The organism is Dysgonomonas sp. HGC4 (assembly GCF_001261715.1).
In the GTDB taxonomy this organism is placed as follows: Bacteria; Bacteroidota; Bacteroidia; order Bacteroidales; family Dysgonomonadaceae; genus Dysgonomonas_A.
In genome coordinates, this window is record NZ_CVRU01000112.1 from 1 (window position 1) to 21,498 (window position 21,498).

Annotated in this window: 18 protein-coding genes and 1 pseudogene; 13 read left to right on the forward strand and 6 right to left on the reverse strand. The window is 36.5% G+C overall.

Annotated features, from left to right (window positions below):
* The first annotated feature begins 144 nt into the window (after positions 1–144).
* Positions 145–2,268 (forward strand): Tex family protein, encoded by a 2,124-nt coding sequence (locus HGC4_RS11565; protein ID WP_050710296.1) that lies wholly within the window; start codon positions 145–147, stop codon positions 2,266–2,268.
* Between the two features lie 154 nt (positions 2,269–2,422).
* Positions 2,423–3,328 carry a sugar phosphate nucleotidyltransferase gene (locus HGC4_RS11570; RefSeq protein WP_050710297.1) on the forward strand — a complete coding sequence of 302 codons (906 nt, stop codon included), beginning with the start codon at positions 2,423–2,425 and terminating at the stop codon, positions 3,326–3,328.
* A gap of 83 nt (positions 3,329–3,411) precedes the next feature.
* Here HGC4_RS11570 and HGC4_RS11575 read toward each other — a convergent pair whose 3' ends face one another.
* The 4 genes and pseudogenes from HGC4_RS11575 to HGC4_RS11590 form a co-directional block, all read right to left on the reverse strand.
* A complete protein-coding gene (locus HGC4_RS11575) occupies positions 3,412–4,323 on the reverse strand; it encodes a helix-turn-helix domain-containing protein (protein WP_050710298.1) in 912 nt (303 codons plus the stop codon).
* A gap of 12 nt (positions 4,324–4,335) precedes the next feature.
* Entirely contained in the window at positions 4,336–4,944 is a 609-nt protein-coding gene (locus HGC4_RS11580) for a hypothetical protein (RefSeq protein ID WP_050710299.1), read from the reverse strand.
* Positions 4,945–5,118: 174 nt separating this feature from the next.
* Positions 5,119–6,273, reverse strand: a pseudogene (locus tag HGC4_RS11585) (class I SAM-dependent RNA methyltransferase); the annotation flags it as partial.
* 94 nt (positions 6,274–6,367) lie between these two features.
* Positions 6,368–7,918, reverse strand: coding sequence for a glycoside hydrolase family 10-like protein (locus HGC4_RS11590; protein WP_050710301.1), 1,551 nt, complete (start codon positions 7,916–7,918; stop codon positions 6,368–6,370).
* 269 nt (positions 7,919–8,187) lie between these two features.
* Here HGC4_RS11590 and HGC4_RS11595 point away from each other — a divergent pair, with 269 nt between their 5' ends.
* The 7 genes from HGC4_RS11595 to HGC4_RS11625 all read left to right on the forward strand — a co-directional run bounded on the left by HGC4_RS11595 (position 8,188) and on the right by HGC4_RS11625 (position 15,673).
* On the forward strand, positions 8,188–8,427 hold the full coding sequence (locus tag HGC4_RS11595) for a hypothetical protein (RefSeq protein WP_050710302.1): 240 nt from the start codon (positions 8,188–8,190) through the stop codon (positions 8,425–8,427).
* A gap of 16 nt (positions 8,428–8,443) precedes the next feature.
* Positions 8,444–9,706 (forward strand): metallophosphoesterase family protein, encoded by a 1,263-nt coding sequence (locus HGC4_RS11600; protein ID WP_082204161.1) that lies wholly within the window; start codon positions 8,444–8,446, stop codon positions 9,704–9,706.
* A gap of 253 nt (positions 9,707–9,959) precedes the next feature.
* A complete protein-coding gene (locus tag HGC4_RS11605) occupies positions 9,960–11,213 on the forward strand; it encodes a hypothetical protein (protein ID WP_050710303.1) in 1,254 nt (417 codons plus the stop codon).
* Positions 11,214–11,298: 85 nt separating this feature from the next.
* The gene (locus HGC4_RS11610; RefSeq protein ID WP_050710304.1) at positions 11,299–12,858 is read left to right on the forward strand and encodes an aldolase catalytic domain-containing protein; all 1,560 of its coding nucleotides are present in this window, start codon (positions 11,299–11,301) and stop codon (positions 12,856–12,858) included.
* A 74-nt stretch (positions 12,859–12,932) separates the two neighbouring features.
* Positions 12,933–13,616, forward strand: a complete 684-nt coding sequence (locus tag HGC4_RS11615) for an acylneuraminate cytidylyltransferase family protein (protein ID WP_050710305.1) — start codon at positions 12,933–12,935, stop codon at positions 13,614–13,616.
* Between the two features lie 127 nt (positions 13,617–13,743).
* Positions 13,744–14,745, forward strand: a complete 1,002-nt coding sequence (locus HGC4_RS11620; protein WP_199327778.1) for a glycosyltransferase — start codon at positions 13,744–13,746, stop codon at positions 14,743–14,745.
* Entirely contained in the window at positions 14,738–15,673 is a 936-nt protein-coding gene (locus HGC4_RS11625) for a glycosyltransferase family 2 protein (protein ID WP_050710307.1), read from the forward strand. Before HGC4_RS11620 ends, HGC4_RS11625 begins: the two co-directional genes overlap by 8 nt.
* 74 nt (positions 15,674–15,747) lie before the next feature.
* On the opposite strand, the gene HGC4_RS11630 is transcribed toward HGC4_RS11625, so the two are convergent.
* Complete coding sequence (locus tag HGC4_RS11630) at positions 15,748–18,363, reverse strand: valine--tRNA ligase (protein ID WP_050710308.1); 2,616 nt, start codon at positions 18,361–18,363, stop codon at positions 15,748–15,750.
* Between the two features lie 221 nt (positions 18,364–18,584).
* Between HGC4_RS11630 and HGC4_RS11635 the strand changes: the two genes are divergently transcribed.
* The 4 genes from HGC4_RS11635 (at position 18,585) to dinB (ending at position 20,892) form a co-directional block, all read left to right on the forward strand.
* On the forward strand, positions 18,585–18,926 hold the full coding sequence (locus tag HGC4_RS11635) for a TM2 domain-containing protein (RefSeq protein ID WP_050710309.1): 342 nt from the start codon (positions 18,585–18,587) through the stop codon (positions 18,924–18,926).
* Between the two features lie 51 nt (positions 18,927–18,977).
* Positions 18,978–19,349, forward strand: a complete 372-nt coding sequence (locus HGC4_RS11640; RefSeq protein ID WP_050710310.1) for a TM2 domain-containing protein — start codon at positions 18,978–18,980, stop codon at positions 19,347–19,349.
* Positions 19,306–19,719: a DUF2752 domain-containing protein gene (locus HGC4_RS18470; protein ID WP_082204162.1), complete on the forward strand. Its 414-nt coding sequence runs from the start codon at positions 19,306–19,308 to the stop codon at positions 19,717–19,719. Before HGC4_RS11640 ends, HGC4_RS18470 begins: the two co-directional genes overlap by 44 nt.
* A gap of 72 nt (positions 19,720–19,791) precedes the next feature.
* The gene (gene dinB / locus HGC4_RS11645) at positions 19,792–20,892 is read left to right on the forward strand and encodes a DNA polymerase IV (protein ID WP_087880170.1); all 1,101 of its coding nucleotides are present in this window, start codon (positions 19,792–19,794) and stop codon (positions 20,890–20,892) included.
* On the opposite strand, the gene HGC4_RS11650 is transcribed toward dinB, so the two are convergent.
* Entirely contained in the window at positions 20,873–21,466 is a 594-nt protein-coding gene (locus tag HGC4_RS11650; RefSeq protein ID WP_050710312.1) for an RNA polymerase sigma factor, read from the reverse strand. The two genes, dinB and HGC4_RS11650, sit on opposite strands and share 20 nt — an antisense overlap.
* Between the last annotated feature and the right edge of the window lie 32 nt (positions 21,467–21,498).

Genomic DNA, 21,498 nt, shown 5'->3' on the forward strand with positions numbered 1-21,498 from the left:
TAAAATACTCATTATTAATAAGTACCAGACTCTAATAAGCATTTGATATACAAACGGATCCTGTTAATCTATTTTAACTAGCAAATACACGGCCTTAGATGAGGCAGGAAGTAGATTTGCAATAAAATATTATATATTGACTATATGACCATTAATAAGCTAATATCATCGGCTCTGAATATTAGAGAGAGCCAAATAGAAAAGACAATAGCCTTACTTAACGATGGAGCTACCATCCCGTTTATCAGTCGTTACCGGAAGGAAGTAACCGGAGGACTAGACGAAGTTCAGATTGCCGATATCAAAGAGCAATACGATAAGCTGATAGAACTAACAAAGCGAAAAGAAACCATTTTAAAAACGATAGAAGAACAAGAGAAACTAACTCCCGAACTGAAATCGAGAATAGAAAATTGCTGGAATTCAACCGAGCTCGAAGATATTTATCTACCCTACAAACCTAAACGCCAAACCCGTGCCGAAATAGCACGTAAAAAAGGATTAGAGGGATTGGCTCAGGCTTTGATGCTACAACAGAAGTTTGATGTAGAATCTAAAGCTCTTGCTTTTGTAAAAGGAGATGTACAGGATACTAAAGAAGCCATAAATGGTGCTTGCGATATTATTGCCGAATGGGTAAGCGAAGATGAGGCTGCCCGTAATACAATACGTAATCTCTTTCAAAGGGATGCATTTATCACCTCTAAAGTCGTTAAAGGCAAAGAAACAGAAGGAGACAAATACAGAGACTATTTTGATCTGGAAGAACGATTGAGTCGTTGTTCATCTCACCGCATATTAGCTATGCGACGTGGTGAAGCGGAAGGATTCCTAAGAATAAATATTGCACCTCTAGAAGAAGATGCTTTGGAACGCCTCAACCGTAAATTCGTAAAAGGAGTTACAGAAGCATCCGAATATGTAGAAGTCGCTATCAAAGATGCTTATAAACGATTACTTAAGCCATCCATAGAGACAGAATTCGCTACCATGTCGAAAGATCTTGCAGATGAAGAAGCCATACGTGTATTTGTCGAAAATCTCAGACAACTGCTCCTAGCTGCTCCTCTCGGACAAAAAAGAGTACTTGGTATAGACCCCGGATATAGAACAGGTTGTAAGGTAGTTTGCTTAGATGCGCAAGGAAATTTACTTCATAACGAAACGATATACCCTCATCCACCTCAAAACGAATCGTCTAAAGCTGCAGGAAAGATTTCACAAATGGTATCGACTTACAAAATTGATGCTATTGCCATAGGTAACGGAACTGCCAGCCGCGAGACAGAACATTTCATAACGAAGATCCGTTACGAAAAAGAAGTACAAGTATTTGTAGTAAGCGAAAACGGTGCATCTATTTATTCTGCATCTAAAATTGCAAGGGAGGAATTTCCAGAATACGATGTAACAGTTCGTGGAGCCATATCTATTGGTCGCCGTTTGATGGATCCTTTGGCAGAATTAGTAAAAATAGATCCTAAATCAATAGGTGTAGGTCAATATCAACACGATGTAGATCAAACGAAATTGAAACGATCGCTTGACTTAACAGTGGAAAGTTGCGTAAACATGGTTGGCGTAAATGTAAATACTGCAAGTAAACATTTACTCACTTATATATCGGGATTAGGTCCTACCCTAGCCCAAAACATTGTAAATTACAGAGCCGAAAACGGAGCATTCAAAACTCGCAAGCAATTGCTTAAGGTTCCTCGAATGGGTGAAAAAGCTTTTGAACAATGTGCTGGATTCTTACGAATTGCCGATGGAGAGAACCCTCTTGATAATTCGGCTGTACACCCAGAAAGTTATATCGTAGTAGAAACTATGGCTAAAGATTTAGGTTGCAACGTAAAAGAGTTGATCGAAAACAAGGAACTGAAAAAGAACCTGAATCTAAATAAATATGTGAATGATAAAGTAGGTTTACCTACTCTCAACGATATTATTGAAGAATTAGATAAACCGGGACGTGACCCACGAAAAGGGATTCAGGCTTTTGAATTTGATCCTACAATCAAGACCATTGCAGATTTAAGAGAAGGCATGGTTCTACCCGGTATAGTTACTAACGTTACCAATTTCGGATGTTTTGTTGATGTAGGTATTAAAGAAAATGGCTTGGTACATATTTCAGAATTAGCAGACAGGTTTGTATCTGACCCTACTGAGATTGTATCTCTACATCAGTACGTTCAAGTGAAAGTATTATCAGTTGACTCCGACAGAAAACGAGTAGCTTTATCGATGAAAGGACTCGATTAAAGTCTCTTACCCTTTTTATTGCTTTAGCAAACAGAATATCTATAGACTGCTATATTTCTAAATATATCATTCGATACTTTCTTTTGCCTAAACAAATAAAAACTTAACTTTGACGTTATAAACCTTATAATATTACAACATAAAATACATTAGAATGAAACCTACATTATTTGTGCTTGCTGCCGGTATGGGTAGCCGTTACGGAGGTCTTAAACAATTGGATGGATTGGGTCCCAGTGGCGAAACAATCATGGATTATTCTATCTATGATGCCGTAAAAAGTGGATTCGGCAAACTAGTATTTGTAATCCGTAAATCTTTCGAAAAAGAATTCATAGACAAAGTTGCATCTAAATACAACAAACATATTCCGGTAGAAATAGTATTTCAAGAACTCGACAATCTACCCGAAGGCTTTACTGTAAGTCCCGACCGTGTTAAACCATGGGGAACTAACCATGCAGTGCTAATGGGTAAAGACGTTATCAACGAACCTTTCGCTGTAATCAATGCCGATGACTTCTATGGTCGCGACGGATTTGCTACTCTTGCTAAATTCCTTACCGATCTTGAAGGAAGCAAAAACCATTATTGCATGGTAGGATACCGTTTATGTAATACACTTTCAGAAAGCGGATCTGTTGCACGTGGTGTTTGTGCCAGTGATGATAAAGGCTTCTTGACTACGGTTACTGAGCGTACTCACATCGAACGTAAAGATGGTAAGATTCAGTATAAAGAGGGTGAAAACGAATGGCATGAATTGGAAGAAAACACTCCTGTATCTATGAATATGTGGGGATTCACTCCTGAGTATTTCCAATATTCGGAAGATTTCTTCGTAGACTTCTTGAAAAAGAATCAAGATAACTTGAAGTCTGAATATTTTATTCCTCTTATGGTAGATCATTTGATCAAAAATAAAACTGCGGATGTAAAAATATTAGATACTACTTCTAAATGGTTTGGTGTAACTTACGCTGAAGACCGTCAATCGGTAGTTGACAAGCTTCAAGGTCTTGCTGATAGCGGTGAGTACCCTACTCCACTTTGGAAATAAGAGTATAGAATTAGAATATAAAAGCAGCAGGAAAATCTATATTTTCCTGCTGCTTTGTTTTAAGATTCATCTAATTATATAGATTACTTGCTATGTTGATGATGATTCTGTCTAAATTCAACAGGAGTCATCTTTGTATATTTTTTAAAGAAGCGACAGAAGTAAGATTCATCAGAAAAGTTTAAAGCTATCGCAATCTGACTTACAGTATAATTAGTCTGTATCAGATACGACTTAGATTCCATCAATAGTTGTTCCAGAATATATGTACTGGCAGGTTTACCTGTTATTGCTTTCACCAGATCATTTAGGTAATGCGCATTAATATATAAGAGGTCAGCATATTCCGACACTTTACGCAATTGTAAATAATGCTGAGATACCAATTCCTGAAACTGCATAACTATTTGCTGCTGCCTAGGAATACCCATATTACCGGTATCCGATTTGTGCTTATATATACGTTCAATCTCTATCAAAAGAACATTAAGATAAAGTCGTACCAATAAGTCATCATTTAAACTTTTCTTGCGCGAATATTCAATGTTCATCTTTTTGAAAATTTCAATCAGCATATTCCTTTCAACTGTTGAAACTTTCATAAAAGGAGTCTTTCCCAATTGGAAGAATGGAAACTGAGTCAGCTTAATCTGATTATGAATACAAAGAAGAAAATATTCGACATCAAAAGTGCAATGAAACCCTTTTACATCACGGCTCCATGAATCGACCGAATGCAATGCATTTGCAGGAATACAATACAAAGTATTAGGTTCGAAACAGTATGTTTTATAGCCGATTGTCTCGGTTATACTTCCCGAAGTCAGCAATACAATAGTATAATAATCCTGTCTGTCGGAACCTGAGTTAAACTGATTCTGCAAAACTTTCAAATTCTCTAGTGGTATTATTTCCAGAAAATTATGATTTCGTCCCTCCTTCAAATAAGAGGTATTATTCACTATATACTTGTCTTTATTTTCCTGAGTTGCCATTCGATCAAATCTTTAAAGCTTTTTTCTCAATAAGAAATTACAATAAGATACACAACAGATATTTATAACGCCCAAATAAAGATACCAAAAACTAAATCCAAACAGACATAAAACAGGTATCCAATAACTGAATATACTCCAAAACGAAGCCATACACATAGGACATTGTATAAGGGGTTTCCTTAAATACTTGCTAAATCGCGGCTCTTGATATATTTTGTAGAAGCTTATTGCATTATTATTAATTCGAATCTTTATTTGTGAATCTATTTGAGATAATACACTATTTAAAGAGTTAAGAAACGAGGTATTATTATCTCTTTCTCCATTCAAAAAAAGAGCTTCATCTATCACATTCAAATTCACTTCCGGTAGAACCATCTGGATTTTATTAATCAGATTGGTAAATTGGTCCCCTGAAAAATAAACAGTTTTCGTTTCAGACTGCATAAGGAACTTTTTAAGAGGATAAAGAATCATCTCACTATCCTTATCCTTACCATCGGGCATTACCTCTGTCTCTCCAGCCGCTGCAATCCAAACACCCATAATGAACAACGATTGCAGTAACACATATCCTAAAGCTGCTAATATAGCGTAAAAAACCAAATCTATTTCCATTTTGTTTCTATTTTTAAATTATAGCAACAAAGGTAGATACCAGCCAATATATACTTATGACATTAGATGCATACGTTATGGGACAAATCGTAGATTTATATAAAAAGTGGGATTTAAAATAAGCTCCTTCGTCTTATTTTAAATCCCACATATCTCAGTTAGTAATATAAATTACTGCTCTTCTCTTTCTTCTCGATTCTTCTTATCGTACTTCTTTCCTGCAAACAGATCGTATCTACGAAATTCACATTCCAAAGAACCATTTATAAGAGGTACTTTCTTTGATGGTTTCAAACCTATCTTATCAAAGCAGTCTTTTCTATAACTAAGTATCCAAGCAGTATATCCTGCGAATACGTGCTTCAATCTTTCACCTATCATTTCGTACATACCATATAAGTCATCCGATTTGATACGCTCTCCATAAGGAGGATTCGTAATAAGAATACCTTTTTCGGATGGCGCTTCTTTGTATTGCTGAAAAGGCATTGCTTTAAGCTCTACATATTTGGCAACTCCCGCACTTTTAATATTCTCGGTCGAAATCGCGATAGCACTTTTCAAGATGTCAGAACCGTAGATCTTATGCTTGAATTCTCTCTCGTTACTATCATCCTGATAAATGGTATCGAAAAGGTCTTGATTAAAATCAGGCCATTTCTCAAATGCAAAACCGGGACGATAAATACCCGGAGGAATATTCATGGCAATCATAGCGGCTTCGATAAGCAATGTTCCCGATCCGCACATGGGATCAACAAAATCACATTCGCCTCTCCACCCTGTTTTAAGAATCATTCCCGCAGCCAATACCTCATTCAATGGAGCTTCGGTTTGAGCTACTCGATATCCTCTTTTGTGCAAAGACTCTCCCGAGCTGTCGAGTGATACTGTACACTGATTTTCCGAGATATGCACATTGATAAATATATCGGGGTTGGTAATACTCACCGATGGGCGTTTACCTGTTTTCTGTATAAAATAGTCTGCAATAGCATCCTTTACACGATACGCCACAAACTTAGAGTGTGTAAACAACGATGAATAGACTACTTCGTCTATCACAAAGGTATTTTTCTCTGAAAGGAAATCATCCCATTTGAATTTCTTGATTTCTTCGTATACCTCATCGGCATTTTTTGCTTTGAACTTGAACAGTGGTTTCAATATTCGTAAAGCTGTACGACAATGTATATTTGCTTTGTACATCAACATCTGATCGCCTGTAAACGAAACCATTCTCCGCCCGATCTGAAGATTATCAGCACCTAAGGCGGTCAATTCCTCTGCCAAGACTTCTTCGAGTCCCGACATTGTTTTAGCAACCATTTCAAAAGTATTCCTACTCATCTAATTCTATTTCTATTTTTAAATAACTTCAATTATACGCTCTAAAGTAACAATGGCTTAAAAAAGTTTCTCGTTACAATGATAGCTTCTTAGCAACACCCTTCGATTCGTTATGAAAAGCATCAACTGCCGTCACAACATACTTGTATTTCTTTTTTCCACCTTCATAAGGTAGTGGGTATTTTGTATCGCGTGTAATACCTACAATGTTTCGGACATCCTCTAAATTCTCAGATTGTCCTTGTGCAAATCTGTAAACCACGAAGTAAGTACCCGCTAAAGGATCTCCCTTTTCGCCATCTCTATCCCAAACCAGAAGATGAGCCGCCTCTGTGTATTTCTCCTTTACATTTTTCACCTTCTTGGGTGCACCTCTATACATGTGTGTATAAGCAGGTATAAGCGATGGGTATTTATGATAGGTAGATATCAAACTACTGGTAATGCCTCTATAATTCTCAACTATATTTTGACCATACCAAAAACAGTTACCATTTACGGCTTTGTAGCTTCTTGATAGTCTCATCTTTTCAGCCAACTGATTATCGCCCGAAGGCATTACAGCATCCATAGTCCGCTTTACATCTTGCCCAATATACAAGGGTTGTTCAAAATTATTGTTTGCCCACCACTCTACAAGTGTTGTATAATCGGCTGCTTTATGACCTATTTCCCAATAAACCTGAGGCATATTATAGTCAATCCAACCATTTTTCACCCACAGCTTCACGTCAGCATATAAGTCATCATAATTTTGCAATCCGGTTGTATTACTTCCCGTTCCATTGGGTGTACTTCTTTTGTTACGATATATCCCGAAAGGGCTGATACCAAAACGTACCCAAGGTTTTGTTACTATGATAGTTTCTTTGATTTCTTTTATTAGCGAATTTACATTGTTACGACGCCAATCGTCACGATGTGCCTGATCGAATCCCTGAGATGCACCATAGGTTGCAAAGCTGCGATCATCGGGGAATGGTTTTCCTGCAATGGGGTATGGGTAAAAATAGTCATCCATATGGATAGCATCTACATTATACCTTTTTACAATATCTTTTACTACTTGACAAATAAAATCTCTGTTAGCAGGAATTCCCGGATCGAAGAAAATTTGTGTTCCGTATTTTACAAAACGATCGGGATATTGATAATACATATGACTCTTAGTGAGTACCTGATTCTCGGATAGAGATACACGATAAGGATTCAACCATGCATGCAATTCCATATTACGCTTGTGGCATTCTTCAACCAAAAAAGTCAAAGGATCGAATCCATCAGCCATTGGCTTACCCTGGGTTCCGGTTAAAAAGCTACTCCAAGGTTCTAACTCCGAATAGTAGAAAGCATCTGCCTGAGGACGTACCTGAAAGATAACTGCATTGATACCTGCTGCTTGAAATTTATTCAATACATCGGAAAAATATGCTTTCATCTGCGTACTGTTCATCGACTTGTACTGACCTTGCCATGCCGTTTGAATCCATGCTCCTCTAAATTCTCTTTTGGGATATTGGAGATCTGCCGAACTGGTTACCGTTTTCTTACTTCCGCACGAAGATAAGATAAGCCCTACCAGCAAAACAGTCAATAAATATTGATATCTGAAACACCTTTTCATCACTTGTTTTTGATATTTTAAATTTTGTTTTGCAAAAATAGAATAATTAATGCGAAGACTAAAGCTTTTGGGCAGTAAACAAAAGACAATCTAAATCTTAACCTAATTTCCCCATATTATTTATAGCTATTTAAGGGCTAACAAACTTTTATTTCTCCGAGAAATGAACAATGTAGAGACAATAAGCATTTAACTTTAGTAACACAAACTGTATATTAATATACCTTTTATTATTTTTGTAAAATTCACTAATAACATTTTTATAGATTATGATGCCCGACCAGATAACCGAAATAGCCGTTTTCGCAAAATATATCTTAATAGCCTTAGCATCCATAGGAGCAATTGTGCTTGCTTTTGGGATCTATCATCGCAAGAGGCAATTGATAGAGAGAGGTGGATACATGATTATTCTATCAATAGTTTTAGGTGTATGTGTATACCTAATCTACGAGAAGACCAAACAAAAGTCATACGAGATGCTCCAAAATACATATATTTCCTACTAAAGCAATTATAAAAACAATGAGATATCATATTATACTCTCTATTATACTTTTTTTTGGGTGGAGTTTCACTTCGTGTGCCCAAGAAACCCAAAGCCTCAAAATAGGCGTAATAAGTGATCCTCATTATTTATCGGAGCAATTGATGGATAATGGTTCAGCCATTCAAAATGCTGTGAACTCAGGCGGGAAAGCGATAACCGATGTACCTCAAGTTTTAGATCAGGTTTTGGCCGAATATTTAAAGAGTGATATAGAGGTATTGCTTATTCCGGGAGACATGACCAAAGATGGAGAGAAGCAAAGTCATATTGATTTCGTCAAAAAGCTTCAACCTCTCATTGATAAAGGTGTAAGAGTTTTTGTTGTTCCCGGAAATCACGATGTAAATGTGCCAAATCCGGTACGTTACGAAGGAGATAGAACATACCCCGTAGAAAGTGTCACCCCTATGGAATTCAGGCATATTTATAGCGACTGTGGTTATAACAGAGCATTAAGGCGAGATACAGCATCGCTCAGCTATGTAGCTCAGTTAAATAATGATACTTGGTTACTAGCTATTGATGGCTGCCGATACAAAGAACACACTACATCAACTATTTCTTCAGGGCAAATATCTCCTTCAACCGAACGGTGGATCGTAGAGGTAATGAATGAAGCCAAACAAAAGAACATTCAGGTGGTGAGTATGATGCACCACGGATTGGTAGAACATATTATGTTTCAGGCAACATTTTTCAAAGATTATGTGATCAACGACTGGCAACGACTGGCTCCTCTTTTTGCCGATCTGGGCATGAAAGCAATATTTACGGGGCATTTTCATGCTAATGACATAACAGAATACAGATCGCCATCGGGTAACAAAATCTATGATATAGAAACCGGCTCTCTTTGCGCTTACCCGTTTCCTTACCGTTTTGTGGAATTGAATAAAAAAGGAATGAAAGTTTCGACAAAAAACATCACTTCCATTCCCAATAATCTAACAATATCCGAAGATAATAAAGCTATTATGCAGGAACGTAGTCGTGCAATTGCCATCAGCAAAATACGCTCGATGGGCTTACAATTACCCGATGCCACTTTATCATTAATGTCTGATATGATCGGAAAAATATTCGTAATGCATCTTGCAGGAGACGAAGTTGTAGACGAAGAGTTAAAAACAACAATCAAACAATTGTCTAAAGAGCTGGATTCGTCGATGCCTGTTCCTAATGATAATATAGAATTAGATTTTTACCCGGCTGATAATAATGTAGAGATATCATTCTGATACATTCAGTGATATTTAATTCTATTTTACTAAAAGATTGCTCAGAAGTATAAGATTCTAAAATAATCCATTGATTATTAAATTTATCCAAGATGTATCTTACTATAATGGTGAATTGATTAACTTTGTTCCTTTATACACATAATGAACATCATTGCTGTATTGGGTCAGTTATAACTCTAAGGATAGATCAAAAGTCAGAACAATAAAGAGGTCTCAGACCTTAAGCTAATTACAGATATTCACTATTTACATGGATAAAACCTATTATAATCGGTATAAATCTTTACTCGAAAAGTTAAATTATACATACAAAGGGTATAATGTAAAGTATTTGGTTCCAGGTTATTTTACTTTCCTGTTTAGTGACGATGCTATTTCGGCAAGAGAAGTATTTAAAGAGTTTTATATCAGCACACAGATTAAAGACCTGGGACAAGTTCTTGACACCAAATCATCTTCTGTTATATCATTTCTGATAGATAGAGACGATTATCAGGATTTGGCTAATTCCGTAAAATCCATTTATCCCGACTCTTCAATTGTTAAACTGTCTGCCCTACCCAATAAGAAAGTGTCATTCCTTAGTTTCTCTTATTTAAAGCACTTGGCAAAAGCATTCAAACTCATTTTTGGTCGTCCAATTGATGAATCTTTTATGACTAAGCTGTTTTTAGTAGGCTTATTGACCAAGTTGTTTAACCAGATAAACGTACTTGAAAAGGTGCAATGTCCCGAAAATATCAAAAGATATATTTGTTTCAATGCAGCTTATAAGGAAGAAAGCTTACTTACCCTTTACTTTAAAAACAGAGGGATAGAAACCATATCGATGCAGCATGGAATCTTTTGCAATTTCAAGCTAATGATTCCTTTCGATTATATTAATTTCGACAATATGATAGCTGACAAGCTTTTGTGCTGGGGGCAATCAACAGTTGATTATCTGACCTCAAAAGGTATAGACAAATCAAGATTAATATTGATGGGGAATCCCAAGTATAAAGATTTAATGATCTCTCATATCGATAAGTCTTTCACTAAATGTTTAGTACTATTAGGAAGAGCCATTTATATTCCATCTAATGATAAGCTACTTTCGTTATTAAAAGACTTCAATAAGAAACATAACAACAAAGTATTATTCTATATAAAGAAGCATCCTTTTTTGATGGATGTAGAACATAAATCATTTGCCAGCATTTCCGACAATATGATTTTCCTTGGACGGGAACATTCGGTACAAGAAGTGCTAAGATCAGATATGGTCAACTTTACCATTGCCGTTAATACAACTGCTTATTACGAATCGTTGGCTTTGGGTAAGATTTCTTTACGATGGTCAGAATCGGAAAATGAAGAATTTATCGGCATGAACGACAAATTCGTAAACCTATCGGAGTTCGAAACTAAACTAAATGAGTTTAGCCAAAAACCAGAGGAAGAAGTAAGACAAGAGATGAAAGAGATTATTAAGTATGTATTTAATCCAGAATTGAGGTCTTAGACCTTTTTATTGCTTCGGTTAGTATAATAATCACAATGAATTATACTTATCGAAATGTATTTATAAATAGTTGAAATTACTTATTATGATAGATATAGTAGATTGTACCCTTAGAGACGGAGGATATTATACCAATTGGGATTTTAATGAAAACCTGACTCTCAATTATTTTCAGGCAATGGAAAAACTGCCTGTATCATATATTGAAATCGGGTACCGATCTTTAGTTCAGGATGGATATAAAGGGGAGTATAATTACTGTCCCGATTATATATTGAAATACGCTCGCCAACATATGCCTTCGAAGAAGATAGGTATTATGTTGAATGAGAAAGAAGTTAAGATAGATGATCTTGAAAAGCTCTTATCTTCTTGCAAAGGAACAATAGACATTATAAGAATGGCTGTGGATCCTGCCAATATAAAGCGTGCAGGGGAAACTGCTGCTCGCATCAAGGAAATGGGATTCGAAATGGGATTCAACGTAATGTACGTATCCAAATGGATGACCGAATATCCCAATTTCATGACAGATGTAGCCTCCTTAAATGGTAAAGTTGATAGTTTCTCGATGGTTGATTCTTATGGGGGTATATTTCCAGAAGAAGTAGAAACTATAACCCGACACTTAAGATCGGTACTGCAATGTAAAATTGGCTTTCATGGTCATAACAATACCGAATTGGCATTTGCCAATACGCTGGCAGCCATAAAAGCTGGATGCGAACTTATTGATACTACCATCACGGGAATGGGACGAGGTGCAGGTAATATGAAAACCGAACTGTTGCTATCTTACTTCTCCTCAAAAGAAGGTGTATCGTTAGATTTCAACAGCCTTAGCACTACTGTTGCCGATTTTGAACGTTTAAAAGAAGAATACGGTTGGGGAACCAACCTTCCTTATATGGTTTCGGGCTTCAATTCACTACCACAAAAGGATGTGATGGATTGGGTTACTCGCCGCTTTTACTCTATCAATAGTATCTTGCAGGCATTGCATAATATGAAAGATAAAAAAGGAGATAACCTGAAACTTCCTATTTTCAATTCAAACAAATCACATTTCGACACTGTCCTTATTATAGGAGGAGGTCCTAGTGGAGCCAATTGTGCTACTGCAATAAAACAGTTCATAAAGAAACAAGAAGACAAGACAATTTGCATCATTCATGCAAGCAGCAAAAATGCAGGTTATTATAATGATATAGATATTCCTCAGTTTTTCTGTTTAGTAGGAAACGAAGGACACCGTTTAGAGAAAGTATTTGCTGACTTCGACCTGAACAAGATCTCATGTGTTCTGCCTTCTTATCCTCGAAAAATGGGAACTTATATTCCTCAACAGCTAATCGACAAAAGCTTTGAGCTTAAAGAAGTAACATTCTCTCCACTTTATCAGGATTCGCATACAGCGTTGGCATTGCAAACAGCAATAGAATTATCTGCAACAACTGTATATATTGCAGGATATGACGGCTACGATGGCTTGATAAATGAGAATGAAAGACTACTCACTTCCGAAAACGAATATCTGCTTTCACAGATTGTAGATAAAAGACCCGATATAGAGGTAGCAACCATAACTGCTACAAAATATCAAGGAGTGAAAAATTTATCGGTATACCGATTATTAATAGATTAAAGGTCTCAGATCTTGTTATTGCTTTCATAAATATAAATACGACAGTTAGTTATAACTAAATAATGTTTCATTAAATGAAAATATCCGTTTTTCTTCCATGTAGGGCAGGCAGCGAAAGAGTTCCTCATAAGAACACCCGTATTTTTGCAGATATTGAGGGTGGACTATTAAAGATAAAATTACAACAACTGGTAGCTTGTAATGCTATTGACTCTATTGTTTTGTCTACTAATGATGAAGAGGTTATTCAACTAGCCGAAACAGTATCAAGCGATAAAATAAAAATAGACAGACGACCTGAGCATCTGGCAACATCAAGCACATCTACTGATGATCTCGTAAAATATGTACCTACTATCATCACAGAAGGAGCTGTGTTGTGGACTCATGTAACATCACCTTTTATTGACGGTAAGATATACGAAGAAGCAATTGATGCTTATAGAAATGCTCTAAGTAAAGGCGATCATGATTCTCTAATGTCGGTTACCGCCTTGAGAACTTTCATCTGGAACAAAGAAGGTGCTGTAAATTATGACCGCAACAAAGAGAAATGGCCAAGAACTCAAACTATTGAGCCGCTTTACGAAATCAATAGCGGGATATTTCTGGCAGATATAGATATATACAGAAATCTTGAAGACAGAATCGGAAAGAAACCATTCTTATTTGAGAATAACGATATAGATTCTTTCGACATCGATTGGGAAGAAGATTTTTTTATAGCAGAAGCTATCTATAAAAAACTAAGGTCATAGACCTTTTTAGTAATTATGTAGTAATTCGGACAGATATACAAATCTGCCACTACAAGTAAACATACAACGATATTATTGAATGTAACTTATGACTCCTACTATCTCTATAATAATCCCGATCTATAATATGGAACAATTTCTGGGGCGTTGTCTGGATTCCGTTGTGAAGCAGACCTACACCGCTTTAGACATTATTCTTATAAATGATGGATCAACGGATTCTTCGGGAGATATTTGTAATGCTTATGCCCAAAACGACCCCCGCATAAATGTAATACATCAAGCAAACGGAGGAGTTTCATCTGCTCGTAATTCAGGATTGGATATCGCAACGGGAGATTATATAAGTTTTGTAGACCCCGACGATTACATAGAGCTAAACACATACGAAACTTTTATACCCTATCTGGATAATAACAGTATAGATATACTGAGATTCAATGCATATCGAAAAGGTGAAAGATTGAATCAACTGCCTTTTAAAGGAGAATATGCTGGGGAAAGATTTGAGCAAGAAATCGTATTGCCAATGGTGGGATCAGAAAAATTCGGAGGTATGTTTATCCTCGGAGTTCTTTGGATTCATCTATTCAGAAGAAAGGTTATCGAGAAAAATCATATCCGCTTCAACAAAGAATTGAGGAGATGCGAAGACCGACTATTCACTATTACAGCAATGTTACATTCAAACAGAATGTTCTTTATAGATTCAGTCTTCTATCACTATCAAGTAAATGATGAATCTCTGTCTAACAGATACGATCCTATCCGTTGGCAACAAGAATTAATATTTCTTGATGACCTTAAGAAAGCATATACTCACGCAAAATCTGATTCGTTTATAGCAGAAGCTAATAAACGGATTAAAAACGATTACACCTTAAGGGCTGTTACGTCTATTAATAATGAGTATTTTACAAATAACACGAACAGCTTCTTCAAGCGATATAAAAATATTAAAACAATAATAAACAATCCGAACACTAGATTGTCTATAAAAGATATACAGAGAGAGAAATCAGGATTAAAAGGAGATTTAATAATCGGAATGATAAAATATCGCCTTATTCTTTTGCTCAACCTCTTCAACACTCTAATTTTATACAAAAACAAAGTTATAAATGGATAAAATATCAGCAATTGTTCCCTGCTACAACGAAGAACAGGCTCTTCCATATTTATATGAAGAACTAGTAAAAGTAGCTCAACAAATGAATGGACAAGATTTCGAGTTCATTTTTGTGAATGATGGCTCTAAAGATAAAACGCTACAAGTTATCAAAGAACTCAGGAAAAAGGATGACAGAGTACGTTATGTCTCATTCTCTCGAAACTTCGGTAAAGAAGCAGCTATATACGCTGGACTTGAGGCTGCAACGGGCGACTATGTTGCCATGTTGGATGCCGACCTTCAAGATCCTCCACATTTGCTGGTTGAGATGTATGAGTCTCTTAAAACTGAAGATTTTGATTGCGTTGCAACCCGTCGCGAAGACCGAAAGGGAGAACCTATCATCCGTTCATTTTTTGCCAAACAGTTCTATCAACTAATCAATAAGATATCAGATACTGAAATTGTAGATGGTGCCAGAGATTTCAGATTGATGTCTCGTGCAATGGTAAATTCTATCTTGAAGGTAGGAGAATATAACAGATTCTCGAAAGGCATTTTTGGATGGGTAGGCTTCAATACCAAATGGATTGCTTATGAAAATGTAGAACGTGTAGCCGGAGAGACAAAATGGTCGTTCTGGGGACTATTCTTTTATTCACTCGAAGGTATTATAGCTTTCTCTACTCGTCCCTTGGCTATAGCCTCTGTATTTGGGTTTGTATTCTTCCTTATATCACTCGTTTGGATTTGTATGATTATCACCAAGACTTTACTATGGGGCGACCCCGTTCCCGGTTATCCATCTTTGATATGTGCCATATTCTTTATTGGAGGTATTCAATTGCTTTGCCTTGGAATACTCGGACAGTACTTATCGAAAACTTATCTGGAAACAAAAAAGCGTCCTATATATATAGCTAAAGAAACCGAAACAACTGCTTAATGCATATCTTAAATAAAAAGAGCTCTACCGTTGGTAGAGCTCTTTTTATATAGGTATAGGATAAAGTCGTAACCTTATTTCTTTAAGCTTTGAATAGTTTCTTCAATGGTTTTGATCTTACTTTCAGCATCCGCTTGTTTTTTACGCTCTGCATCTACTACATCAGCTTTTGCATTAGCTACAAACTTTTCGTTACTCAGCTTCTTCATAACCGAATTCAAGAAACCTTGTTGATAAACAAGATCTGCTTCAAGTTTTGCAATTTCGGCTTCCACATCAATATTGTTACCCATAGGTACAGCAAATTCTGTAGTTCCTACAAGGAAAGATATTGCCAATGGATTTTTATCCGATGTCTTTCTTATCTCTGAGATATTACCCATTTTAGAAATAACAGAATTAAATGAGTCATCATGATCTCCCATAATCTCTAATTCCAACGGATCTTTATTGGCTATATTCTTCTGTAATCTGATGGTACGGATACCCGAAACAATTTCTTTAACCTTCTCAAAAGAATTCAGAAGTTCGCTATCTACTGTCTTTGCAGCAGGCATAGAAGCAATCATTATACTTTCGCCATCTTTTCTTTCCGAAAGAGCTTGCCATAATTCCTCTGTAATGAAAGGCATAAATGGATGCAATATCCTTAATAGTGAATCGAAGAAACCAAGTGTTTGTTGATAAGTTTTAGCATCAATCGGTTTTTGGTAAGCTGGTTTAATTACTTCCAAATACCACGATGAAAACTCGTCCCAGAACAATTTATAAACAAGCATTAGAGCTTCCGACAAACGGTATTTAGCAAACAGCTCATCTACTTCTGCAATTGTTTTGGACAATACATCATCAAACCATTTAACAGCAATAGCTGCTGCTTCGGGTTGCTCTATTGAGCTATCAACCTCCCACCCTTTTACAAGACGGAAAGCATTCCATATTTTACTATTGAAGTTACGTCCTTGTTCGCAAAGAGCTTCATCAAAAGGAATATCATTTCCTGCAGGAGCCGTAAGTAATAAGCCCATACGTACCCCATCTGCTCCGTACTTAGCCATCAGCTCAATAGGGTCAGGAGAGTTTCCTAATTGTTTAGACATCTTACGACCTTGTTTGTCGCGAACAATTCCTGTAAAGTATACATTCTGAAAACATGGCTTCTTACGATATTCATACCCCGACATTATCATACGGGCTACCCAAAAGAAGATAATATCCGGACCTGTTACCAAATCGCTCGTAGGATAATAATATTCTATATCCTTATTATCAGGATGATTTATGCCATCAAATACCGATATAGGCCACAACCATGAAGAGAACCAAGTATCCAGACAGTCTTCATCTTGACGAAGATCTTCCATTGTTAAGCTTGGATTCTTTTTTTGAGCTTCAATCAAAGCCAGTTCGGGAGTCTCCGCTACTACATAACCACCTTCGGGCAAATAGTAAGCAGGAATACGATGTCCCCACCAAAGCTGACGGCTGATACACCAATCTTTGATGTTCTCCATCCAATAACGGTATGTATTTTTATAGCGTGCCGGATAGAATTTTATTGTATCGTCTTCAACAGCATCAAGAGCAGGCTTTGCCAAATCTTCCATTTTCAAAAACCACTGCATAGATAGCTTTGGTTCAATAGGCACATTTGTACGCTCCGAAAATCCAACTTTATTGGTATAAGCTTCAACTTTGTCCAATAAGCCAGATTCTGCTAAATCTTTTTCGATCTTCTTGCGAACATCGAATCTGTCCATCCCTTCGTATTGAAGACCATGCGCATTGAGTGTTCCATCATCGTTGAAGATATCAAGAGCTTCAAGATTGTGTTTCTCGCCCAACATATAGTCATTCACATCATGGGCAGGAGTAACTTTCAGAAATCCCGTTCCAAACTCCATGTCTACATAATCATCCTCGATGATAGGAACAACACGGTTTACAATAGGAACTATAACTTTCTTACCTTTCAGATGCGCTGTTTTTTCATCATTTGGATTGATGCAAACAGCAACGTCTCCAAAAATAGTTTCGGGACGTGTAGTTGCTACAACAGCAAAACCATCTTCGCCTTCGACCTTATATTTTAAGTAATATAATTTACTGTTTTCTTCTTTATGTATCACCTCTTCGTCCGACAGAGCAGTTTTGGCAGCAGGATCCCAATTGACCATACGCACTCCACGATATACTAAACCTTTGCGATAAAGGTCTGCAAATACTTTGAATACACTTTCGGAACGTTTCTCATCCAGTGTAAAACACGTACGATCCCAATCACACGAAGCACCAAGTTTACGTAGTTGCTGAAGGATGATTCCACCATGTTCATCAGTCCATTCCCAAGCATGTTTCAAAAACTCATCACGAGTAAGATCTCTTTTATTGATTCCTTGAGAAGCTAATCGCCCTACCACCTTAGCCTCGGTGGCAATAGAAGCATGGTCGGTACCAGGAACCCAGCAAGCATTTTTACCCATCATGCGTGCACGACGGACTAGTATATCCTGTATAGAATTGTTCAACATGTGTCCCATATGTAGAACACCTGTGACATTAGGAGGAGGAATGACGACAGTAAACGGCTCGCGACTGTCTGGTTCAGAATGAAAAAGATTATTTTTCATCCAATACTCATACCATTTATCCTCTACTTCCGCAGGATTGTACTTACTTGCAATTTCCATAATTAAAAAATATTTTTCGAACTGCGAAAATACGAAAATGTTTGCAGATATAGATGCTTACCAAAACATTAAATCATCCCTACCATGTATTAGCACCATAAGAAACTGTATTATAACATTATTATACAAAAAAACAGAATGGTTTTTAGCCTATTGCATAGTCCGTTTATTATGAATACTTTTGCCTTAATTTTAATAAAATAACTAACAAAAAACACCCAATGGATCAAAACAAAATTGATATGTTTTTGGCTACAAATGGAAAGAAATTTTCAACAAGCCAACTTTCTTTAATTTCCAATAAACTAAGCCAATTAGATGACAGCAAATTTCAATTAGCTTTATCTTTGGATTATAAAGACCCAACAACCATGCTTATAATATCTCTTTTGGCTGGTCCTCTAGGTATAGACAGATTTATGCTAGGCGAAACTGGTTTAGGTGTATTAAAACTACTTACTGCTGGTGGATGTTGTGTATGGACAATTGTAGACTGGTTCTTAATACAAGATAAAGCAAGAGAATACAACTTCAATTTATTCACACAAGCTCTGGGTGTATAAAACAAAAATATAAAGGCTCCCTTACGAAAGAGAGCCTTTTTTTATTATACTATGAATGAAAACGATATAATTCTGTTTACCATAAATAATCAGAATAAGTTTCCCTCTCACCGCTTATCTATCATCAAAGAGAGGCTGAAAGGAATGACTTCTCAAGAATCTATTATTGCAACATCATTAGATTATCAAGATACATCTATGATTATCTGCTTATCAGTACTGGTCGGATATTTAGGTATTGACCGAATGATGATCGGACAAGTTCTATTAGGAGTCATCAAGCTGATTACTTGTGGAGGATGTTTTATTTGGACTATTATAGATTGGTTTATCATAGGCAATCTAACCAAAGAGTATAACTACAATATGTTCATGTCCTATGCCAATAACCTCCCCAATAAAGCAATTACCCCAGAGCCTTAAATATGCTCTGGCAATTGTATTAGCTTATACCACCCTTTTGCTCATGGATCTTCACCAAAACCACGAGCACAACAGCACTATCTGTATTTTCAAGAATCTTACGCATATACCTTGTCCCGGTTGTGGATTGGGGCGCGCAACTTTAGCACTTTTCAACGGTAACTTCATTCAATCGTTCCACTACCATATTCTTGGAATACCTCTCACAATCTTCGTCCTTATTAGCTTCTTTCTATTATTATTTGATGCTATAAGAGGAAAAGACCACTTCGTATCAAAAATGAATCAACTGATAACTTGGAAAGTATACATTCTATTTCTCCTCTTAACCTTATTTAGTTGGTACATAAATATTCAGAGAGGAGTATAAGTCTCATCACCTTTAGCAAATACACAAAAAGGTCTACTCCCTTAATAGTTTTTATCCCTATATTCATTAAATTTGTATGTGAGGAAAATCATTCACATAGATATGGATGCCTTTTATGCTTCAATCGAGCAAAGAGACAACGAACTATATAGAGGTAAGCCCCTAGCCGTAGGTTATGCCGGCGACAGAGGCGTAGTTGCTGCTGCCAGCTATGAGGCACGTACCTATGGAGTGAGGTCTGCAATGCCATCTAAGACAGCATTACGAAAGTGCCCTCACCTAATATTTGTGCCTGCTCGATTTGATGTCTACAAATCGGCATCCAATCAGATTATGGATATATTTTTAGATTATACCGATCTTGTGGAACCATTATCTTTAGATGAAGCTTTTCTTGATGTAACCGAAAATCACAAAGCATTACCCTATGCCACACAAATAGCAAAAGAGATAAGAAAAAAGATATATGAAGAAACTTCGCTCACTGCGTCTGCAGGAGTTTCTTATAATAAATTCTTAGCGAAAATTGCTTCTGATTACAAAAAACCCAACGGATTATTTATAATAAGACCTAAGGATGCCGAAAGCTTTGTAGAAACCTTACCTATTGAGCGTTTCTTTGGTGTGGGAAAAGTCACAGCGCAAAAGATGCATCAACTCGGCATAAAGAACGGGGCGGACCTTAAAGCGAAGAGCGAACCCGAACTTGTGTCACTTTTCGGGAAAGCTGGACATATGTATTATATGAATGCCAGAGCAATAGATGACCGCAAAGTAGAACCCAACAGAGAACGTAAATCCGTAGGATCTGAGAATACTTTCAGCAGAGACATAGACTCTTTTGAAGAACTCGCCATAGAGCTAGATGAGATTGCGAAAGATGTAGTAGAGAGAATAACAAGAAGTGAATTTTTGGGACGCACAATTACGTTAAAGGCAAAGTATGCCGATTTTAAAACAATAACAAGAAGCAAAACTCTGCTATCAATGGTCACCGATTACGAAACTTTATACAAAGTGGGTTTCGAATTAATGAAGGATATAGATATATCGGCAAAAGTACGCCTATTAGGTTTAAGTATAAAAAACACAGATAGCATCATCTGGCATGATGCTATACAATTATCTTTAGAGTTTAAGGATTGGGACGATTTTACCCGACTGAAAGAATAATACCATTCTCTTCCGCCATTTTACGTATATTCAATATAGCATAACGCATCCTGCCCAAAGCAGTATTAATGCTTATTCCTGTTTGTTCCGAAATTTCCTTGAAGCTTAGCCCTTGATAGTATCTCATTTCCAATACCTCTCGTTGGCTTTCGGGTAAGTATTGTATCAACTTCTTTACATCTTGCAAGATTTGCCCATAAACAAGTTGATCTTCTATTGTGCCTTCACATAGATTTGCGTTATTCAACAAATCAATCTCAGTTTCGTCATTAGATACCGTATTCTCATTTCTCTCTTGTCTGAAATAATCTATCACAAGATTATGAGCTATACGCATTATCCATGCCCTGAACTTACCATTTTCTACGTACCGACCTTGTTTTATTGTGGTAATAGCTTTAATGAATGTTTCCTGAAAAACATCCTCTGCCATTTCTCTATTTCTTATTATGAAGTATATATAATTATATACATTCTTTTGATGACGAAGAAGAAGTTCATCAAAAGCTAGATTATTACCAATCGAATAAGAAATAACCAACTCTTCATCAGTCATGTTCTTTAATACATCCATTACTATATGTCTAAATTACTATGAGTAATGTT